Source organism: Streptomyces sp. NPDC058000, assembly GCF_042886435.1.
In the GTDB taxonomy this organism is placed as follows: Bacteria; Actinomycetota; Actinomycetes; order Streptomycetales; family Streptomycetaceae; genus Streptomyces.
The window spans coordinates 107,929-123,223 of record NZ_JBHVQS010000006.1 but is presented as its reverse complement, the minus strand read 5'-3'; the positions used below and the strand labels follow the sequence as shown (position 1 = coordinate 123,223).

At 71.4% G+C, this 15,295-nt stretch carries 10 protein-coding genes; 3 read left to right on the top strand and 7 right to left on the bottom strand.

The genetic code is table 11. From position 1 onward, the window contains the following. Positions 1–158: 158 nt before the first annotated feature. On the bottom strand, positions 159–2,795 hold the full coding sequence (rph, locus tag ACFVT2_RS09175) for a rifamycin-inactivating phosphotransferase (protein ID WP_390014475.1): 2,637 nt from the start codon (positions 2,793–2,795) through the stop codon (positions 159–161). A 483-nt stretch (positions 2,796–3,278) separates the two neighbouring features. Beyond that, entirely contained in the window at positions 3,279–3,437 is a 159-nt protein-coding gene (locus ACFVT2_RS09170) for a DUF6309 family protein (RefSeq protein WP_390014120.1), read from the bottom strand. 437 nt (positions 3,438–3,874) lie between these two features. On the opposite strand from ACFVT2_RS09170, the gene ACFVT2_RS09165 reads away from it, so the two are divergent. Continuing rightward, entirely contained in the window at positions 3,875–5,323 is a 1,449-nt protein-coding gene (locus ACFVT2_RS09165; RefSeq protein WP_390014118.1) for a glutamate decarboxylase, read from the top strand. 188 nt (positions 5,324–5,511) lie between these two features. Continuing rightward, positions 5,512–6,234, top strand: coding sequence for a DUF4389 domain-containing protein (locus ACFVT2_RS09160; protein ID WP_390014115.1), 723 nt, complete (start codon positions 5,512–5,514; stop codon positions 6,232–6,234). On the opposite strand, the gene ACFVT2_RS09155 is transcribed toward ACFVT2_RS09160, so the two are convergent. The 3 genes from ACFVT2_RS09155 to ACFVT2_RS09145 form a co-directional block, all read right to left on the bottom strand. Continuing rightward, the gene (locus ACFVT2_RS09155) at positions 6,221–6,982 is read right to left on the bottom strand and encodes a GNAT family N-acetyltransferase (protein WP_390014113.1); all 762 of its coding nucleotides are present in this window, start codon (positions 6,980–6,982) and stop codon (positions 6,221–6,223) included. The genes ACFVT2_RS09160 and ACFVT2_RS09155 overlap by 14 nt on opposite strands. A gap of 218 nt (positions 6,983–7,200) precedes the next feature. Beyond that, positions 7,201–11,562, bottom strand: a complete 4,362-nt coding sequence (eccCb, locus tag ACFVT2_RS09150) for a type VII secretion protein EccCb (RefSeq protein WP_390014111.1) — start codon at positions 11,560–11,562, stop codon at positions 7,201–7,203. A gap of 57 nt (positions 11,563–11,619) precedes the next feature. Beyond that, the gene (locus tag ACFVT2_RS09145) at positions 11,620–12,060 is read right to left on the bottom strand and encodes a hypothetical protein (protein ID WP_390014109.1); all 441 of its coding nucleotides are present in this window, start codon (positions 12,058–12,060) and stop codon (positions 11,620–11,622) included. A 348-nt stretch (positions 12,061–12,408) separates the two neighbouring features. Here ACFVT2_RS09145 and ACFVT2_RS09140 point away from each other — a divergent pair, with 348 nt between their 5' ends. Continuing rightward, positions 12,409–12,852: a hypothetical protein gene (locus ACFVT2_RS09140; RefSeq protein ID WP_390014107.1), complete on the top strand. Its 444-nt coding sequence runs from the start codon at positions 12,409–12,411 to the stop codon at positions 12,850–12,852. 70 nt (positions 12,853–12,922) lie between these two features. Here the strand turns inward: ACFVT2_RS09140 and rodA are convergent, their stop codons facing one another. Both rodA and ACFVT2_RS09130 read right to left on the bottom strand, forming a co-directional pair. Continuing rightward, positions 12,923–14,122: a rod shape-determining protein RodA gene (gene rodA, locus ACFVT2_RS09135; protein ID WP_390014472.1), complete on the bottom strand. Its 1,200-nt coding sequence runs from the start codon at positions 14,120–14,122 to the stop codon at positions 12,923–12,925. Between the two features lie 58 nt (positions 14,123–14,180). Then, positions 14,181–14,975, bottom strand: coding sequence for a class I SAM-dependent methyltransferase (locus ACFVT2_RS09130; protein ID WP_390014469.1), 795 nt, complete (start codon positions 14,973–14,975; stop codon positions 14,181–14,183). Positions 14,976–15,295: the final 320 nt, after the last annotated feature.

The window sequence follows — 15,295 nt, the reverse complement described above, 5'->3', positions numbered from 1 at the left end:
GCCAGGAGGACGTCGGATCCGCCGCGGAAGAGCCAGCGCACCGTCCACGCCGAGCCCGCGGCCGCGGTGCGCGTTGCGGACGCCGGTCGTGGGGTGGTCGTCAACTGCTCGGCGTTGTGTAGTCGGAAGCTACGGACGGGGCTTCTCGGTGTGGTCGGTCAAGGCAGGATCTCGACGTACCCGTCGGTTCCGTGCACGCGGATCCGCTGCCCGTCCCGGATCAGCCGGGTGGCGTTCTCCACGCCCACGACGGCCGGCAAGCCGTACTCCCGGGCGATCACCGCGCCATGGGTCATCAGGCCGCCCACCTCCGTCACCAGGCCCGCGATTCCGACGAACAGCGGCGACCAGCTGGGGTCCGTGAAGGTCGTGACCAGGATGTCGCCCGCTTCGAGATCGGCCTCCGCCATATCAAGGATGACGCGGGCCCTTCCCTCGATGGTCCCGGCGGAAACGGCTAGGCCGACCAGGGCGCCGGCCGGCACGTCGTCGCGCCGGTACGCCCCGGTGACGGCCTCACCATCCGAGGTGAGCACCCGGGGCGGTGTGAGCGCGTGGTACGACCGGAACGCGTCCTTGCGCTGCTGGATGAGCCGGTCATCCACCTGGTTCGAGCGCACGACGTCGTGGAACTCCTGGAACGTGAGGTAGAAGACGTCCTCCTTCTCACGCACCACGTCGGCCCGCACGAGGCGCTCGGCCTCCTCCAGCAAGGCCCGCTTGTAGACGAAGTAGCGGCTGACGATGCCGTACTTCGGGTACTCCCGGTACCCGATGAAGGTTCGGACCCGGTCGATCATCCGCTTGGCCTCGTCGGCTTTTCGGTCCCCGTCCGGCAGGGCCCGCAAGCGTGACAGCACGTCCTGTTCCTTCTTCTGCGCCTTCTGCCGCCCTTGCTCGAAGCGCCGCTCGGCGGCACCCGGCTCGAAGTTCCTGACGTTGTCGAGGATCACGGACACGAGCGTGCCGGGGCGCTCGCGCCAACGCGGCCTCGTGATGTCGATCTCGCCGACGCAGCGCATGCCGTACCGGTCGAGGTAAGCCTCTATGGCGTCGCGCGCTTCGGTCCCGCCCGCGAGCTTCGCCAGCTCGTCCAGGAAGGCCGCGCCCTCGACGTCCTCGACGCTCTGGAGGAACGCCACCACCTCCGACTGCGGGCGGATCACGTCCGCGACGTCGAGCAGCGCCAGTCCCATCTCCGACGTGACGTTGTCGGGGGCGGACAGCGTGAGCGTGTCAGCCGCGTTCTTCTCGCCCAGCCACTCCTGAAGCTTGTCGTTGAGCCACCACGTGGCCTCCATCCCCGCCATGATCGCCTGAAGGTTCAGCGGATCGCTGAGGACTCGCTTGTGCTCCTCGAAGGCCCCCAGCAGGAAGTCGAACAGCGCCGGTCCGGTCTTCGTCCGGATGTCCCGCTCCAGGGCGGCGATGGACACCCGGCTGCGCTCGATCAGCTCGGTGACGATGGCCGGATCGGTCTCGATCGGGGCGGGCGCACCGCTGGCCGGCGGCCCGCCGGACTGTGGCCTGCCGGGAGGGGCGTCCGGGAGCGACGGGACGAAATCGTCGCGGCCGAGGACGGTCTCCAGAGCGTCCCTGATCAGCGGATCGCCTCTCCCCAGAACGTCCAGGAGGCCGGCGCGGCTCGCGGGCGAGGCCAGGCGCCGGGTGACGTCGACGAACAGCCTTCCGCCGGCCTCGTGCATCGGCACCATGGCCGTCAGCTGCCACATGGAGAGCCCCAGGGGCTTCATGGGGTCGGTCATCATCTGCCCGTGACCAACGGAGACGTAGACGTGGTTCTCCTGGTCGCCGGTCTCGGGGACGGGGAACAGCGTCGTGATCGGCCGGCTCTGAACGATCTGGAAGCCCTCATCGACCAGGCACCACTCGATGTCCTGCGGGCGGCCGAAGTGCGCTTCGATCCGCCGCCCGAGCTGTACGAGCCGCACGACCTGCGCATCCGTCAGCGCCGGCTGCTCCTGCCGCGCCGCGTCGATCGCCACTTCCTGCGTACCGCCGGCCGGCACGGCGTGCACGGCACGCTGTTTGGCGGCGATCGCCTTGGCGACGACTTCGCCGTCTCGCACCGTGAAGACGTCCGGGTTCACCAGGCCGGAGACCAGGGCCTCGCCGAGGCCGAAGCCGGCGTCCACGGTGGCGACCTTCCGGTTGCCCGTGACGGGGTCGGCCGTGAACAGGATGCCGGCCGCATGCGGGAAGACCATCTGCTGCACGACCACGGCCATGTGGACCGTACGGTGGTCGATGCCGTTCCGCTGGCGGTAGGTCACGGCCCGCTCGGTGAACAGCGAGGCCCAGCACCGGCTGACGTGCTGGAGGATCGCCGTCGGCCCCACGACGTTCAGATATGTGTCCTGCTGGCCGGCGAAGGAGGCCGTCGGCAGGTCCTCTGCCGTCGCGCTGGATCGGACGGCGTAGGCGGCCTGCTCGCCGAGCCGGGCGAGCGCGCGGGTGATCGCCGCCGCGAGATCGCCCGGGATGGCAATCCCTTCGATGGTCCGACGAATCTGCGCGCTGAGCGTGCGGATCGCCTCCCGGTCGTCCCCCTCGCCGTCAGAGCGGGTCAAGCGCGACAACTGATCCAGCTGATCGTCGATCGACGGCGCTTCCGCGATGATCCGCCGGAAGGCGTCCGTCGTCACGCAAAAGCCCCCCGGCACGCGGATGCCTTCGATCCGCGACAGTCCGCCCAGGTGCGCGGCCTTGCCGCCGACGACCGCGACCTGCGTCTCGTCAACCTCTTGAAGATCCAACACGTACTGCTCGATCACTGCGATACCTCCGAGGCAGCCGTGCTCCGTTGCGCTGCGGTGGCCGATCGAATCACCGGCGCCTCCAACTCCGTCGAACCTCTTGTCGAGCACGTCCTCATCCCTGGTGGCCTTCCCTCTGCCGAGTCGGCCGGCCGCTCCGCCCAGTCTGGCGGCGCGCACCCCCGCACCTCCGCGCCGCGCACCCGCAACCGCGCTGCCGGTCCCACCACTGGTTCGACGTCACCGCGTCCCCCATACGTCGACAACAACACACGTACGCCGTGCCCCCATTTCCGTAGGTTGTGGCATCGGCCGACGATTCTGCGCCACCACCCGGGTCTTGCCGCAAGCCCCCCAGTGCGCTATACGTTGAGAGTGGCAAGGAGAGAGTTCTCCTTGCCTTTGCCTTTTGCCGTCCAAGGGAACTGAAAAGCTTCTCGCGAAATGGCGGCACGACGCGTACGGGTACGCGTCGTCGGCCCGGGCGGATGTCCCATTGGCCTATGGATGCAGCCGCGGAACCAGACGTTCTTTCTGCTGGGAGCGGACGAGTGCGGCGGCCTCGGCCACGGTCATGCCGGTCGGCGGGATGAGTTCCCGATCGCCGTCCTTGCCCAGGTGCCACGGCAACATCACATCGAGGATGTCCTGACGTCCCAACAGGACCGGGGAGTTCGGCGGTGTCGAGGTGTTCCCGCGCGGTTTTCAAGGCGATGCATGTGGGGGAAGGTGAATGCCGGTGCCAGGATGCGGGCGAATATCTCCAACAGTGGTCAATATCTAGGGAGTTCACCATGGGCCGGCATTTTCAGCTCCATCCGCAAATTGGCAAATTCCGCGTCGAATGTGGAGAATTGCTCATATGTGGGCCGTGTGACGGGGAAAGTTAGCGGACACTTGGCCGGAGTTCGCGGGATTTGCTCCCCGTTTATCCTCCCGGTGACCGCTCGTCGCACCGCAGTGGCGCAACCCGCCGCCCCCGCACAGTCGCACCCGTTAACCTGGCCGCCGCGTGTGGACCGGCCCGGCCGGGCGGGAGGGCCGACCGGACCGTCCGCCGCACGGTCCGGCACGTACCCGAGAAGGACACGCTCACCATGCCACTCAAGCGCCCGCACCAGCACCGCGACGCCAGCCGCAACCTCGCCGTCAACCCGGTCTTCAGCCGGCAACCGGTCCACGTCCCCCGGTACGAACTGCCGGCCGACGGCATGGACCCCGACACCGCGTACCAGATCGTCCACGACGAACTCATGCTGGACGGCAACGCCCGGCTCAACCTCGCCACCTTCGTCAGCACCTGGGCCGAACCGCAGGCACAGCGCCTGATGGCCGAGTGCGCCGAGAAGAACATGATCGACAAGGACGAGTACCCGCAGACCGCCGAGATCGAGGCGCGCTGCGTGCACATGCTCGCCGACCTGTGGCACGCCCCCGACTCCCATGCCGCGGTGGGCTGTTCGACCACCGGGTCCAGCGAGGCCGCGATGCTCGCCGGACTGGCGCTCAAGCGCCGCTGGCAGCACCGCCGGCGCGCCGAGGGCAAGTCCACCGAGCGCCCCAACATGGTGATGGGCATCAACGTCCAGATCTGCTGGGAGAAGTTCGCCAACTACTTCGAAGTCGAGCCGCGCTACGTCCCCATGGAGGGCGACCGCTTCATCCTCTCCCCGGAGCAGGCCGTCGAACTCTGCGACGAGAACACCATCGGCGTCGTCGCCGTCCTCGGCTCGACCTTCGACGGCGCCTACGAGCCCGTCGCCGAGATCTCCGCGGCCCTCGACGACCTTCAGGAGCGCACCGGCATCGACGTCCCGCTGCACGTCGACGGCGCCTCCGGCGCGATGATCGCCCCCTTCCTCGACCCCGAACTCGCCTGGGACTTCCGGCTCCCGCGGGTCGCCTCCATCAACACCTCCGGCCACAAGTACGGCCTGGTGATGCCCGGCGTCGGCTGGGCCCTGTGGCGGGACGCCGACGCGCTCCCCGACGACCTGGTCTTCCACGTCAACTACCTGGGCGGCGACATGCCGACCTTCGCGCTGAACTTCTCCCGGCCCGGCGCCCAAGTCATCGCCCAGTACTACAACTTCCTGCGCCTGGGCTTCGACGGCTACCGCGCTGTCCAGCAGACCAGCCGGGACGTCGCCACCCGGGTCGCCGCCGAGATCGCCGAGATGGGCCCCTTCACCCTGCTCACCGACGGCAGCCAACTCCCCGTCTTCGCCTTCCGGATCAGCGACGACGTCACCAACTTCACCGTCTTCGACGTCTCCGCCGCCCTCCGCGAACGCGGCTGGCAGGTCCCCGCCTACACCTTCCCCGCCAACCGCACCGACCTGGCCGCCCTCCGCGTCGTCATCCGCAACGGCTTCGGTCACGACCTCGGCGACCTGTTCCTCGAAGACCTGCGCCGCGTCCTGCCGCGCCTCCAGGCCCAGCAGCGCCCGCACCGCGACGCCGGCGACGCCGGCGGTTTCGCCCACGGCGCCGAGACCAAGCAGGCCGGCCGCCCGGCCATCCCGGAGCAGATGGCCCGCGACTGACCGCGGCCGCTCCCGCCCCCGGCCCGCCGCCACGGGCCGGGCCGGCGGGCCGGCGCCAACAGGGGGAACACCGTCCGCGAGAGCGTCGGCTCGGGGCTACTGACAAACCGGCCCGACTCGGTCACGCTGGAAGTGAGGGGGCACGCTCCGGCCAGATCCGGCCACTATGGCGGAAGGAGCTGACGGCCATGTCGTCGATCGCCGCGGACTACCAGCCGGTACGGGTCGAGGCGGAGCTGGACGAACCGCTGTCCCGCTGGCTCTGGGCGGTGAAGTGGCTGCTCCTCGTCCCGCACCACATCATGCTGACCGCGCTGGGCATCGGCTTCCTGCTGGCCACCGCGCTGGCGTTCCCGGTGATCTTCTTCACCGGGCGCTACCCCCGGCTGCTGTTCGGCTTCACCAGCGGCGTGCTGCGCTGGGCCTGGCGGGTGTCCTACTACTCCTACGGGGCGCTGGCCACTGACCGCTACCCGCCCTTCACCCTCCGCGATGTGCCCGACTACCCCGCCCGCCTGTACATCGACCGCCCGGAGCACCTGCCCCGCGGCCCCGGGCTGCTCCTGTCGAGGCTGCGCGCCCTCCCGGAGCTCCTGCTACTGGTGCTCGTCGGCCTGGTCTTCCGCCTGGTGTGGTGGATCGGCGGACTGTCGGCCATCCTGGCGCTGGTCGCCCTGACGATCCTGATCTTGAGCTCGCCCGCCGCCGGGCTGCTCCGGACCGGCCGCTACCCCCGGAGCCAGTTCCGCGGCCTCCTTGCCCTCAACCGCTGGGTGCTCCAGATCCTGGCCTACCTCTTCTTCCTGACCGACGCGCTCCCGCCGCTCAGGCCGGAGCGCACCGGTCGCCGCACCGGCCGCCTGTGGAACCGCTTCCACCACCGGCACACCCCGGTGGTCAGCGCGCGCTGAACCGCCCGGCCACGCACGGATCCTCGTTGCGGTAGCCGAGGCGGGTGTAGAGCCGCTCGGCGGGGGCGTTGTCGGCGAGCTGCCACAGGGTGCAGAACCCGTACCGGCGGACGGCGTACCGGGTCAGCCACGAGGTCAACGCCGCACCCAGCCCCTGGCCGCGCTGGGCCGCGTCGGTGGCGACCGACGCCATCAGCGGGGCGCCGTTGTCCCGCAGCGTGCTCAGCGCACCGCAGGCCACCAGCTGCCCGTCCGCGCCGCGGAGCCCGGCCCACAGGCTGACGTCCGCGGAGCCGGGCCCGGTCGAGTGCGCCGGGCTGTGCTCGGTGAGGAAGGCGAGCAGCTCGTCGTGGTGTGTCTCGTCCAGCGCGACCACCCGCTCCTCCGCCGGATGGGCCGGCGGCTCGGCGAGCGTCCACCGGAACACCCAGGCGATCCGCTCGGCCACCGCCAGATGGCGGCCGAGCAGCGCATCGGTACCCCGCGGACCGGTGAACTCCTGCACCGTGTCCGGGAGTTGATGTGCGGCACGGAGGACGAGGCCGGCCGCCGCGGTCGGCTCGCCGACGCTCCAGACATGGCCGCGCGGCTCGTCGAGCCAGGCCACCGCGCCGTCGCCGGACCAACTGATCCGGCCGTCCGGTCGCGGCCGTGCGGCGCCGAAACGCAGCAGCGCGGAGCCGGCCTGCCGCTCCAGGCCCTGGGTGAACAGATCCGCGGTCCGGGGGAGAAGAGTCGTCGCCTGCATCGCTCTCCGGGGAAGAAATCGCTCTGGGGGAGGGGAGGAAAAACGGGCAGGATCCGTGCAGGGCACGGCCGGAACCGTCGTTCAGGGATGGGGCCTATCGGGAATTCCGGCGGCCACCGCAGCACAGGACGAAACGCCCGGCCGGCCGGAAAACCCACTCTCGCACACCGCCCCCGGCCCGGGGCAAATCTGCCCCCGCGAGCAGCTACCGACCGCACCTACCCCTGCGGCAACCAGGCCGTTTGCACCAGTCGTGCCTCCCGCTTACGGCTGATGAACCGCGCCCGGCCCGGCGGCAGCTGCGCCGGGCGGTGCGGGCCGACCAGCATGCCCTCCGCCGGGTCGCCGGAGAACAGCAGGGCCTGCGCACCCAGCTCCAGGACGCGCTGCGTCACCGGCTCGAAGACCGCCCGGCTGGCGCCCGCGGTGCGGCGCGCCAGGATCAGGCGCAGCCCCAGGTCACGGGCGAACGGCAGGTACTCCAGCAGTGGCTGGAGCGGATTGCCGCTGCTGGTCGCCACCAGGTCGTAGTCGTCGACGAGCACGAACGCGTCCGGTGCGTCGTACCAGCTGCGGTTGCGCAACTGCTCCGGTGTGACGTCCGGCCCCGGCATCCGGCGTCCCAGCGACTCGGCGATCCCGGTGACCGCCTCCTTCAGCCGCGAGGCCGTGGTGCAGTAGTCGGCGACATGGCCGTCGGGCAGGTCGCCCAGCAGTCCCCGGCGGTAGTCGCTGACCACCATCAGGGCCTGCTTGTCCGGATAGTGCGCGGCGATCTGCCGGACCAGGAGCCGCAGCAGCGACGACTTGCCGGACTCGCCCTCGCCGTAGACCACCAGCAGCGGATCGGTCTCGAAATCGATGCGGACCGGCGCGAGGGCTGTCTCGTCGATGCCGAACGCGATGCCGGGCGGGCCCGCCGCGGGCGGCGGCAGCTCGGCGGCCGGGAACACCGCCGGCAGCACCCGCACCGGCGGCGCCACCGGACCCGACCAGTGCGTACCCACCGCCGAGGCCAGCTCGCCCAGCGCGATGCCCAGGTTGTCGCCCTCGGCGACGCCGTCGATCCGCGGCAGCGCGGCGAGGAAGTGCAGCCGGTTCGGCGACAGACCCCGGCCGGGCCGGCCGACCGGCACGTTGACCGCCTGCCGGCGGTCGACCTCCGACTCCAAGGGGTCGCCCAGCCGCAGCTCGACCCGGTTCAGCAGCAGATCGCGCAGCGCCGGCCGGACCTCGCTGTACCGGGCGACACTGACCATGAGATGGACGCCGAAGCCCAGGCCGCGCCCGGCGAGGTCGAGGAGGGTGCCGTCCAACTGCTCGAAGTCCGACCGGAAGGAGGAGAAACCGTCGATCACCAGGAAGACGTCGCCCCACGCCTCCGACGGGAACTCCCCGGCCGCCCGGCGCTGCCGGTAGGTGGCGATGGAGTCGATGCCGTGGGCGCGGAAGAACTCCTCCCGACGCTCCAGGATCCCGCTGACCTCGGCGACCGTACGGCGCACCCGGTCCGGCTCCATCCGGGTGGTGACCCCGCCGACGTGCGGCAGCCCCGCCAGGTCGAGCATCCCGCCGCCGCCGAAGTCCACACAGTAGAACTGCACTTCGCGAGGGGTGTGGGTGAGTGCGAACGCGGCGATCACCGAGCGCAGCGCGGTCGACTTGCCGGTCTGCGGACCACCCACGAACAGCCCGTGCCCGGCCGTCCCGGAGAAGTCCAGGTACATCACCTCACGGCGCTGTTCGAACGGCTTGTCCACCACCGCGGCGGGCACCACCAGACGGCCCAGCGCGTCGTACGAGGCCGGGTGCAGACCGCGCTCGGCGGTGGCCACCAGCGGCGGCAGCAGCTGGTCGACAGTCGGCGGCGCGTCCAGCGGCGGCAGCCAGACCTGGTGCGCCGGCGGGCCCTGGCCCCGCATCCGCTGGACCAGGACGTCCAGCACGCTCTCGGAGAGCGCCGCCACGCGGTCCCCGGCCCCCGGGGGCGCCCCGGGAGCCCGGTAGGCGGCCGACGCATACGCGCCCATGAACCGGATCATGGACTCGCTGCCGTGCTGGAGGATGCCGGCGCCCGGGGTGCTCGGCAGGTGGTAGGCGTCCGGCACCCCGATCGCCGCCCGCGACTCCGCCGCGGAGAAGGTCCGCAGCCCGATCCGGTACGAGAGGTGGGTGTCCAGACCGCGCAGCCGGCCCTCCTCCAGGCGTTGTGAGGCGAGCAGCATGTGCACGCCGAGGGAGCGGCCGATCCGGCCGATCTGGACGAACATCTCGATGAAGTCCGGCTTGGACGTGAGCAGTTCGCTGAACTCGTCCACCACGACGACCAGCGAAGGCAGCGGCGGCAGGGCCGCCCCCGCGGCCCGGGCCCGCTCGTAGCCGGTGATGTTCGGGTGGTTCCCCGCGGAGCGCAGCAGCTCCTGGCGGCGCTGCAACTCGCCGGTGAGCGCGTCCCGCATCCGGTCGATCAGCGCGGTGTCGTCGGCGAGATTGGTGATCACCGCCGCGACGTGCGGCAGCTCCGCCATGCCGGCGAACGTCGCTCCGCCCTTGAAGTCCGCGAGGATGAAGTTGAGGTGCTCGGAGGAGTGGGTGACGGCCAGCGCCAGCACCAGGGTGCGCAACAGCTCGGACTTGCCGGAGCCGGTGGCGCCCACGCACAGCCCGTGCGGGCCCATCCCGCCCTGGGACGCTTCCTTGAGGTCCAGGAAGGCCGGCTGCCCGTCCTGCCCGATCCCGATCGGCACCCGCAGCCGGTGCTCCGGCGCACGCCGCCGCCACGGACCGGATACCTCGAAGCCCCCTGGATCCCCGATCTCCAGCAGCTCCGCGAACGACAGCTCGTCCTGCGCGGTGCGGACGGCCGACGGCGGCTCGACCGATGCGAACCGCGCCCAGCCGCCACGGGCCCGGGTGCCCAGCTCCGCCGCGGCCGCCGCCAGGTCGTGCACCGCGGCCACCCCGTCCGTACGCGGCAGCGCGATGTGCACGTACCGCTTCTCGGCCCGGTCGTTGCAGAGCGCCACACCCGGCGTGGCGGGGGTCAGCCGGGCGGCCAGCTCGGGGTGGATCAGGGACTCGTCGGGGGAGCTGAGCGCCAGCTCGAAGCGGGTCAGCATCACCTCCAGCAGCGGCCGGGGGACGGCCGCCCAGCGGGACGTGCTCACCATCAGGTGCACCCCGTGGCGCAGGCCGGTGGTCCCGATGCCGCGCAGTGCCACCGCCAGGTCCTGGAAGTTCTCGGCGAACTCCGCCCACCCGTCGACGACCAGGAAGAGGTCGCCGACCGGCTGGTCGGCGAGCAGACCGCGGGCCCGCGCACCCCGGTACGCCTCGATGGAGTCGATCGCCGGCAGGCGCTCGAAGTCGTTCTCCCGGCGGGTGTTGAGCGCCACCGCCTGCGCGACCATCCGGTGCACCCCGTCCGGGTCCTGGCGCTGGGCGAAACCGCGGACGTGCGGCAGGTGCTTGAGCCGGCGCAGCCCGCCGCCGCCGAAGTCGACGCAGTGGAACTCGACCTCGTACGGGGTGTGCGTCAGGGCGAGCGAGGTCACCAGCGTCTGGAGCAGCAGGGTCTTGCCGCTGCGCGGCCCCCCGGCCACGGCCACGTGCCCGGCGCCACCGGAGAGGTTCACGTAGTGGGTCTGGACCCGGCGGCCCTCGGCCCGGTGCGACCGGCCGATCGGCGTGATCAACTGCCCGCTGTCCCGCCAGTTCTCGGCCGCGAGGCCGCGGTCGCGGGTCACCACCAACGGCGGCAGCAACTGGTCCACGGTGGCGAGCGGCGACGGGCCGTCGGTCTCGGTGAGGCCGGGGAACGGCCGGTGCGCGTGCGGAGACGCCTTCGACAGTCGCAGCCGGCTGCCGCCCTGGATGTCGCTGCCGAAGAAGGTGGGCTTCTGCTCGTGGGTGCGGGCCACCGTGTCGGAAACGTACTGGTACAGCTCCTGCGCCGTGACCCAGCCGTCCTCGTCGAGGTCGGCGCGACCGGTGTTCAGGCCGTCGATCACGGCGCGGGTGAACACCGAGCTCCACTCGGCCGGCCCGCCGCCCGGGGGCGCGTCCTCGATGGCCTCCTGGACGGAGTTGGCCGCGGTGATCACATAGCTGCCGCGGTGGTCCACGAACTGCCGGGGGATGTCGTCGAGGCCCAGATCGCCCTTCGACGTGCCGAACGCGCCGGAGAAGCAGCAGTCCAACAGCGCTATCTTCTGCTGCGCCCGGCTGAACTCCATCGACTCCTTGATGAACTCCGCCGAGACCGAACTGGCCCGGATCATCTCGCGGTTGGTCCGCACGGTCGCGAAGTGCAACCGCCCCCGACGGTCCTTCAGGCCGTGGCACGACAGGTAGACCAGCGCGAGATCCACCTCGCGGTCCATGAAGAGCCGCTCGATGGCCTCCTCGATGACCGCCTTGGACTCGTCGACCAGGACCTGTACGGAGTCGAACTGGCCGATGTCCGGGTCTTCGAGCAGCGCCGCCAGCTTGCGGGCGTCGTGGACCGGCGACCGCAGCTGGGGCAGCGAGTCGTCGAGGTAACGCTCGGTCGCGATCAACAGGGCGCGGCGGTCACCCACGGGAGCCTCCCGCGGTCCGCGCTTCGGGGCGCGCCCCGGCGCCGTCCGGCCGCGCCATCAGGCGTCCCCCGTGGTGCCCTCCAGCGCCGACGGCCCCGCCGCTCCGCCCGGCGCGGCGTCGGGGCCCTCGGCCACCGCCCGGATCCAGGCTTCCACCGCCGCGTCGGTGGTCTTCTTCGACGCTCCTTGGATCTCCAGCCGGTTCTTCCCGCTGACCAGGACGGCCTTGCGGGCCCCGCTGCGTTGGATCACGTCCCGCACGACGCGGGTGACCGATCGCAGGACGGCGACCGAGAAGCCGCCGCTGAGCACCAGCGTGCCCAGCGACGCCAGCAGCCCGCTCTTGCCGCCGGTCGCACCGGCGGTCTGCCCGCGCTCGACGTCGGGCAGGTCGAGGCGTAGCAGTTCCTCGTGCAACTGCCGCGTCAGTTCGTCGAGTTCCTGGTCATCGACGTTCTCGTCGTGCACGACGACGGTGACGTCCCCCGTGATCGTCATGAGCCACCTTTCGCGTTACCGCAGGATTCTAGAGGCAGCCGCGCCTGGAGTGAGGCGTGGAATGTCTCAACGCTGCTGCAATGCGGCCGGGTTGGGTGCCCGGTGCGCCCGGAGGCGCCGTGCTGTCCCGTCGACTCCGCAGGAGTTCCCACCGCCTCCGACCCGCAGCGCGGCGACCCCGAGACGCGGTCGTGGTTGCCCGTACGGGTTGTCCCTTACCGCCCCCTGAGGCGCGGCGCCGTCGGAGTCGTCCGCCGGGTCGATGAACGGCGGCCGCGGCGGTCGGATGCTGGAGGTGATCGCAGGGAGGGGTGCGCCGCCCCTCCGGAAGCAGAAGGGACCTTTGTCATGAACGCCCGGAGCCCGCGTCCCGCCGCGGTTCCCGCCGAAGCGCTGCGGCACCCCCGCAGCCTCAAGGCATTCCGCGGTATGAAGCTGCTGGTCGGCGGCTACCTCGCGCTCAGCGTGCTCACCCTCGCGGCCATCTACCTGCTCCGCGGCGACGCCGCCGTCGTGAACGACGCCGTCTGGGTGCGCGCGAGCATCGTCGCCGCCAGTGCCCTGCTGACGTACACCTTCACCGTCCGTGCGGCCCGCGGCTCCCGGGGTGCCTACCGCAGGCTGCGGATCGTCGCCCCCCTCATGGCGGCGGCCATCGTCCTCGTCATCGCCGTCCCCGGCCCGTTCCCGGTGTGGCTGAAGGTCGAGCAGGGCGTGTGTGGGCTCGGCCTGCTGGGCGTCATAGCCGTCGCCAACGGCAGCCATCTGCGCGCCCTGTTCGCCGCCCGGTAGACGGCCGGTGCGAGCCGGTCCCGGCGGGGGTTCCGCACCCCGCCGGGCCGTGGCGTACCGGCCCGGGCGGTCAGGCCGACATCACCCGCTGGGCCTTTATCGACTGGAGCAGCCCGATGGCGACCCACCCCGCGAACATCGACGACCCGCCGTAGCTGACGAACGGCAGCGGCAAGCCGGTGACCGGCATGATGCCGAGGTTCATCCCGATGTTCTCGAACGCCTGGAAGGCCAGCCAGCCGACGATCCCGGCCGCGGCGACCGTGCCGTACAGGTCCGGGCACTGCCGCGCGATGCGGCAGGCCCGCCACAGCACCACCCCGATCAGCGCGATGATCAGGCCCGCTCCGAGGAAGCCCAGTTCCTCCCCGGCGACCGAGAAGACGAAGTCGGTCTGCTGCTCGGGCACGAACTGGCCGTTGGTCTGGGCCCCGTGGAAGAGCCCGGAGCCGGTCAGTCCGCCCGCGCCGATGGCGATCCGTGCCTGGCTGGTGTTGTAGCCGACGCCGGACGGATCGAGCGCGGGATCGGCGAACGCCGCGAACCGGTTGAGCTGGTACTGGTCCAGCAAGTGGAACTGCCAGACCGCCAGGCAGCCGACCACACCGACGCCCAGCAGGCCCAGGATCCACCGCTTGGGGGCTCCCGCCGCGATCAGCATGCACAGCACGATCGCCGCGATGCCCAGCACCTGCCCGAGGTCCGGGGTGAGCAGGATCAGCACCGCCGGGAACCCGCCCAGGGCGAGCGCCCGGATGATGCCCCGCCGGTCCGGTTCGGCCAGGTCACCGGCGTCCACCCGGGCGGTGAGCGCCACCGCCATCGCGACGATGATGGCGACCTTGACGAATTCGGCGGGTTGGATGGACATGCCGCCGCCGATCACGATCCACCGCCGGGAGCCGTTGATGGTGGCACCGACCGGTGTCAGCACCAGTGCCACCAGGAGCACGGCCACGGCGTAGAGGATGGCTGCGGTGTCGCGCAGCCGCCGGTGGCCGTACCAGAGGGTGAGCGCCCCCAGGGCGAGCCCGATCCCGGTGTTGATGAGGTGCCGCACGACGAAGAAGTACGGGTCGCCCTGGTTGAGTTGCATCCGGCCGCGGGTCGCGGAGAAGACCAGCAGCGCCCCGATCGCGGAGAGCGCGAAGGCCGCTCCGAACAACATCCAGTCGAGCCGGCGGATCAGGGACCCCCGCCCGAGGATCCGGCCCCAGGCCGATTTGGCGCGAGTGGTCCCGCGCACGGGAAAGCTGACGGCGCTCACCAGGGCCTCCTGTCCGGACGGAGCCACGACAGGCAGGAGGGTACTCCGCAAAGTTGCGCAACTATGAAAACGTGCGGTGTGTCGGTGCGTTCGGCCTGACGGAGGGCGAACTGCGCCGGAACAGCGCCGTCCACAAGAACGCCTCCCCGAACGAGGGGGACTCCGGTGGCTCGTCCCGCATCCGGCGCAGTTCGACCTCCGTCAGCCCGGCGAAGAGCGCGCGCAGCGCCTCGGGGGTGTAGGCGAGGCCGCCGTGCAGGCCGGCCCCGCGGTAGAGGTCGGCGTCCGGCAGCTCGGAACCCATCGCCCCGGCCGCGAAACAGGTGAGGCCGAAGCGGCCGCCGGGGGCCAATGCCCGGTCGAGGAGGGCGAGATAGCTGATCCGGCGGTGCGGCGGCAGGTGGTGGAAGCAGCCGGAATCGTAGATCAGGTCGTACGGGCCGCCCAGCTCGCCGCTCGCGGTGCCGCCCGGGTCGGCGAGCGCGGCGAAGGCGTCACCGCAGTGGAAGCGGATCACGGCCCCCGCCTCGCGGGCGCGGTCCTCGGCCCAGGAGAGGGCGGCCGGGGAGAGGTCGACGGCATCCACCTCGAAGCCCAGCGCGGCGAGGTGCAGCGCGTTGCGCCCCGGACCGCAGCCCAGATCCAGTGCGCGGCCGACGGTGACCAGCCCGCGGTCGAGGTAGTCGACGAGATTCTCGTCCGGCTTCGCCACGAAGAACGGCACCGGACGGTCGCGGTCCGCGTAGAAGCCGTCCCACCAGGCCGCCGCATCCGCCGTCCAGCGGTCGGCCGCCGGCGCGAACAGCCCGTCCAGCAGCCGGAGTACGTCCTCCACCGTCCGGATGTTCCGCTCCACCCGCCGGTCGCCGCCGGCCCGCTCCGGCTCCACGAACCCATCTGCCGCGCCCATCGGCCCACCCCGTCCCGTTCCGTCCGTCAGGTCCGGTTCCCCGGCGCCGCCCTGCCGGCCGAGGGTACGAGTCACCGCGCCGAACGACCAGGTCGGACCCGTCGGCCGAAGCGCCCCACGGCCCGTCCGACGCGCCCCGCCGAGGCCCGCGGCGCACCCCGCCGACCGCCACCGGAATCACCGCCCAACACCCCGTGCCACCCCGCCACGGGGCCAATTCCCGCCGCGCCGAGCCCAGTTTCCGAACGGATTCCCGTGCCGCCGCC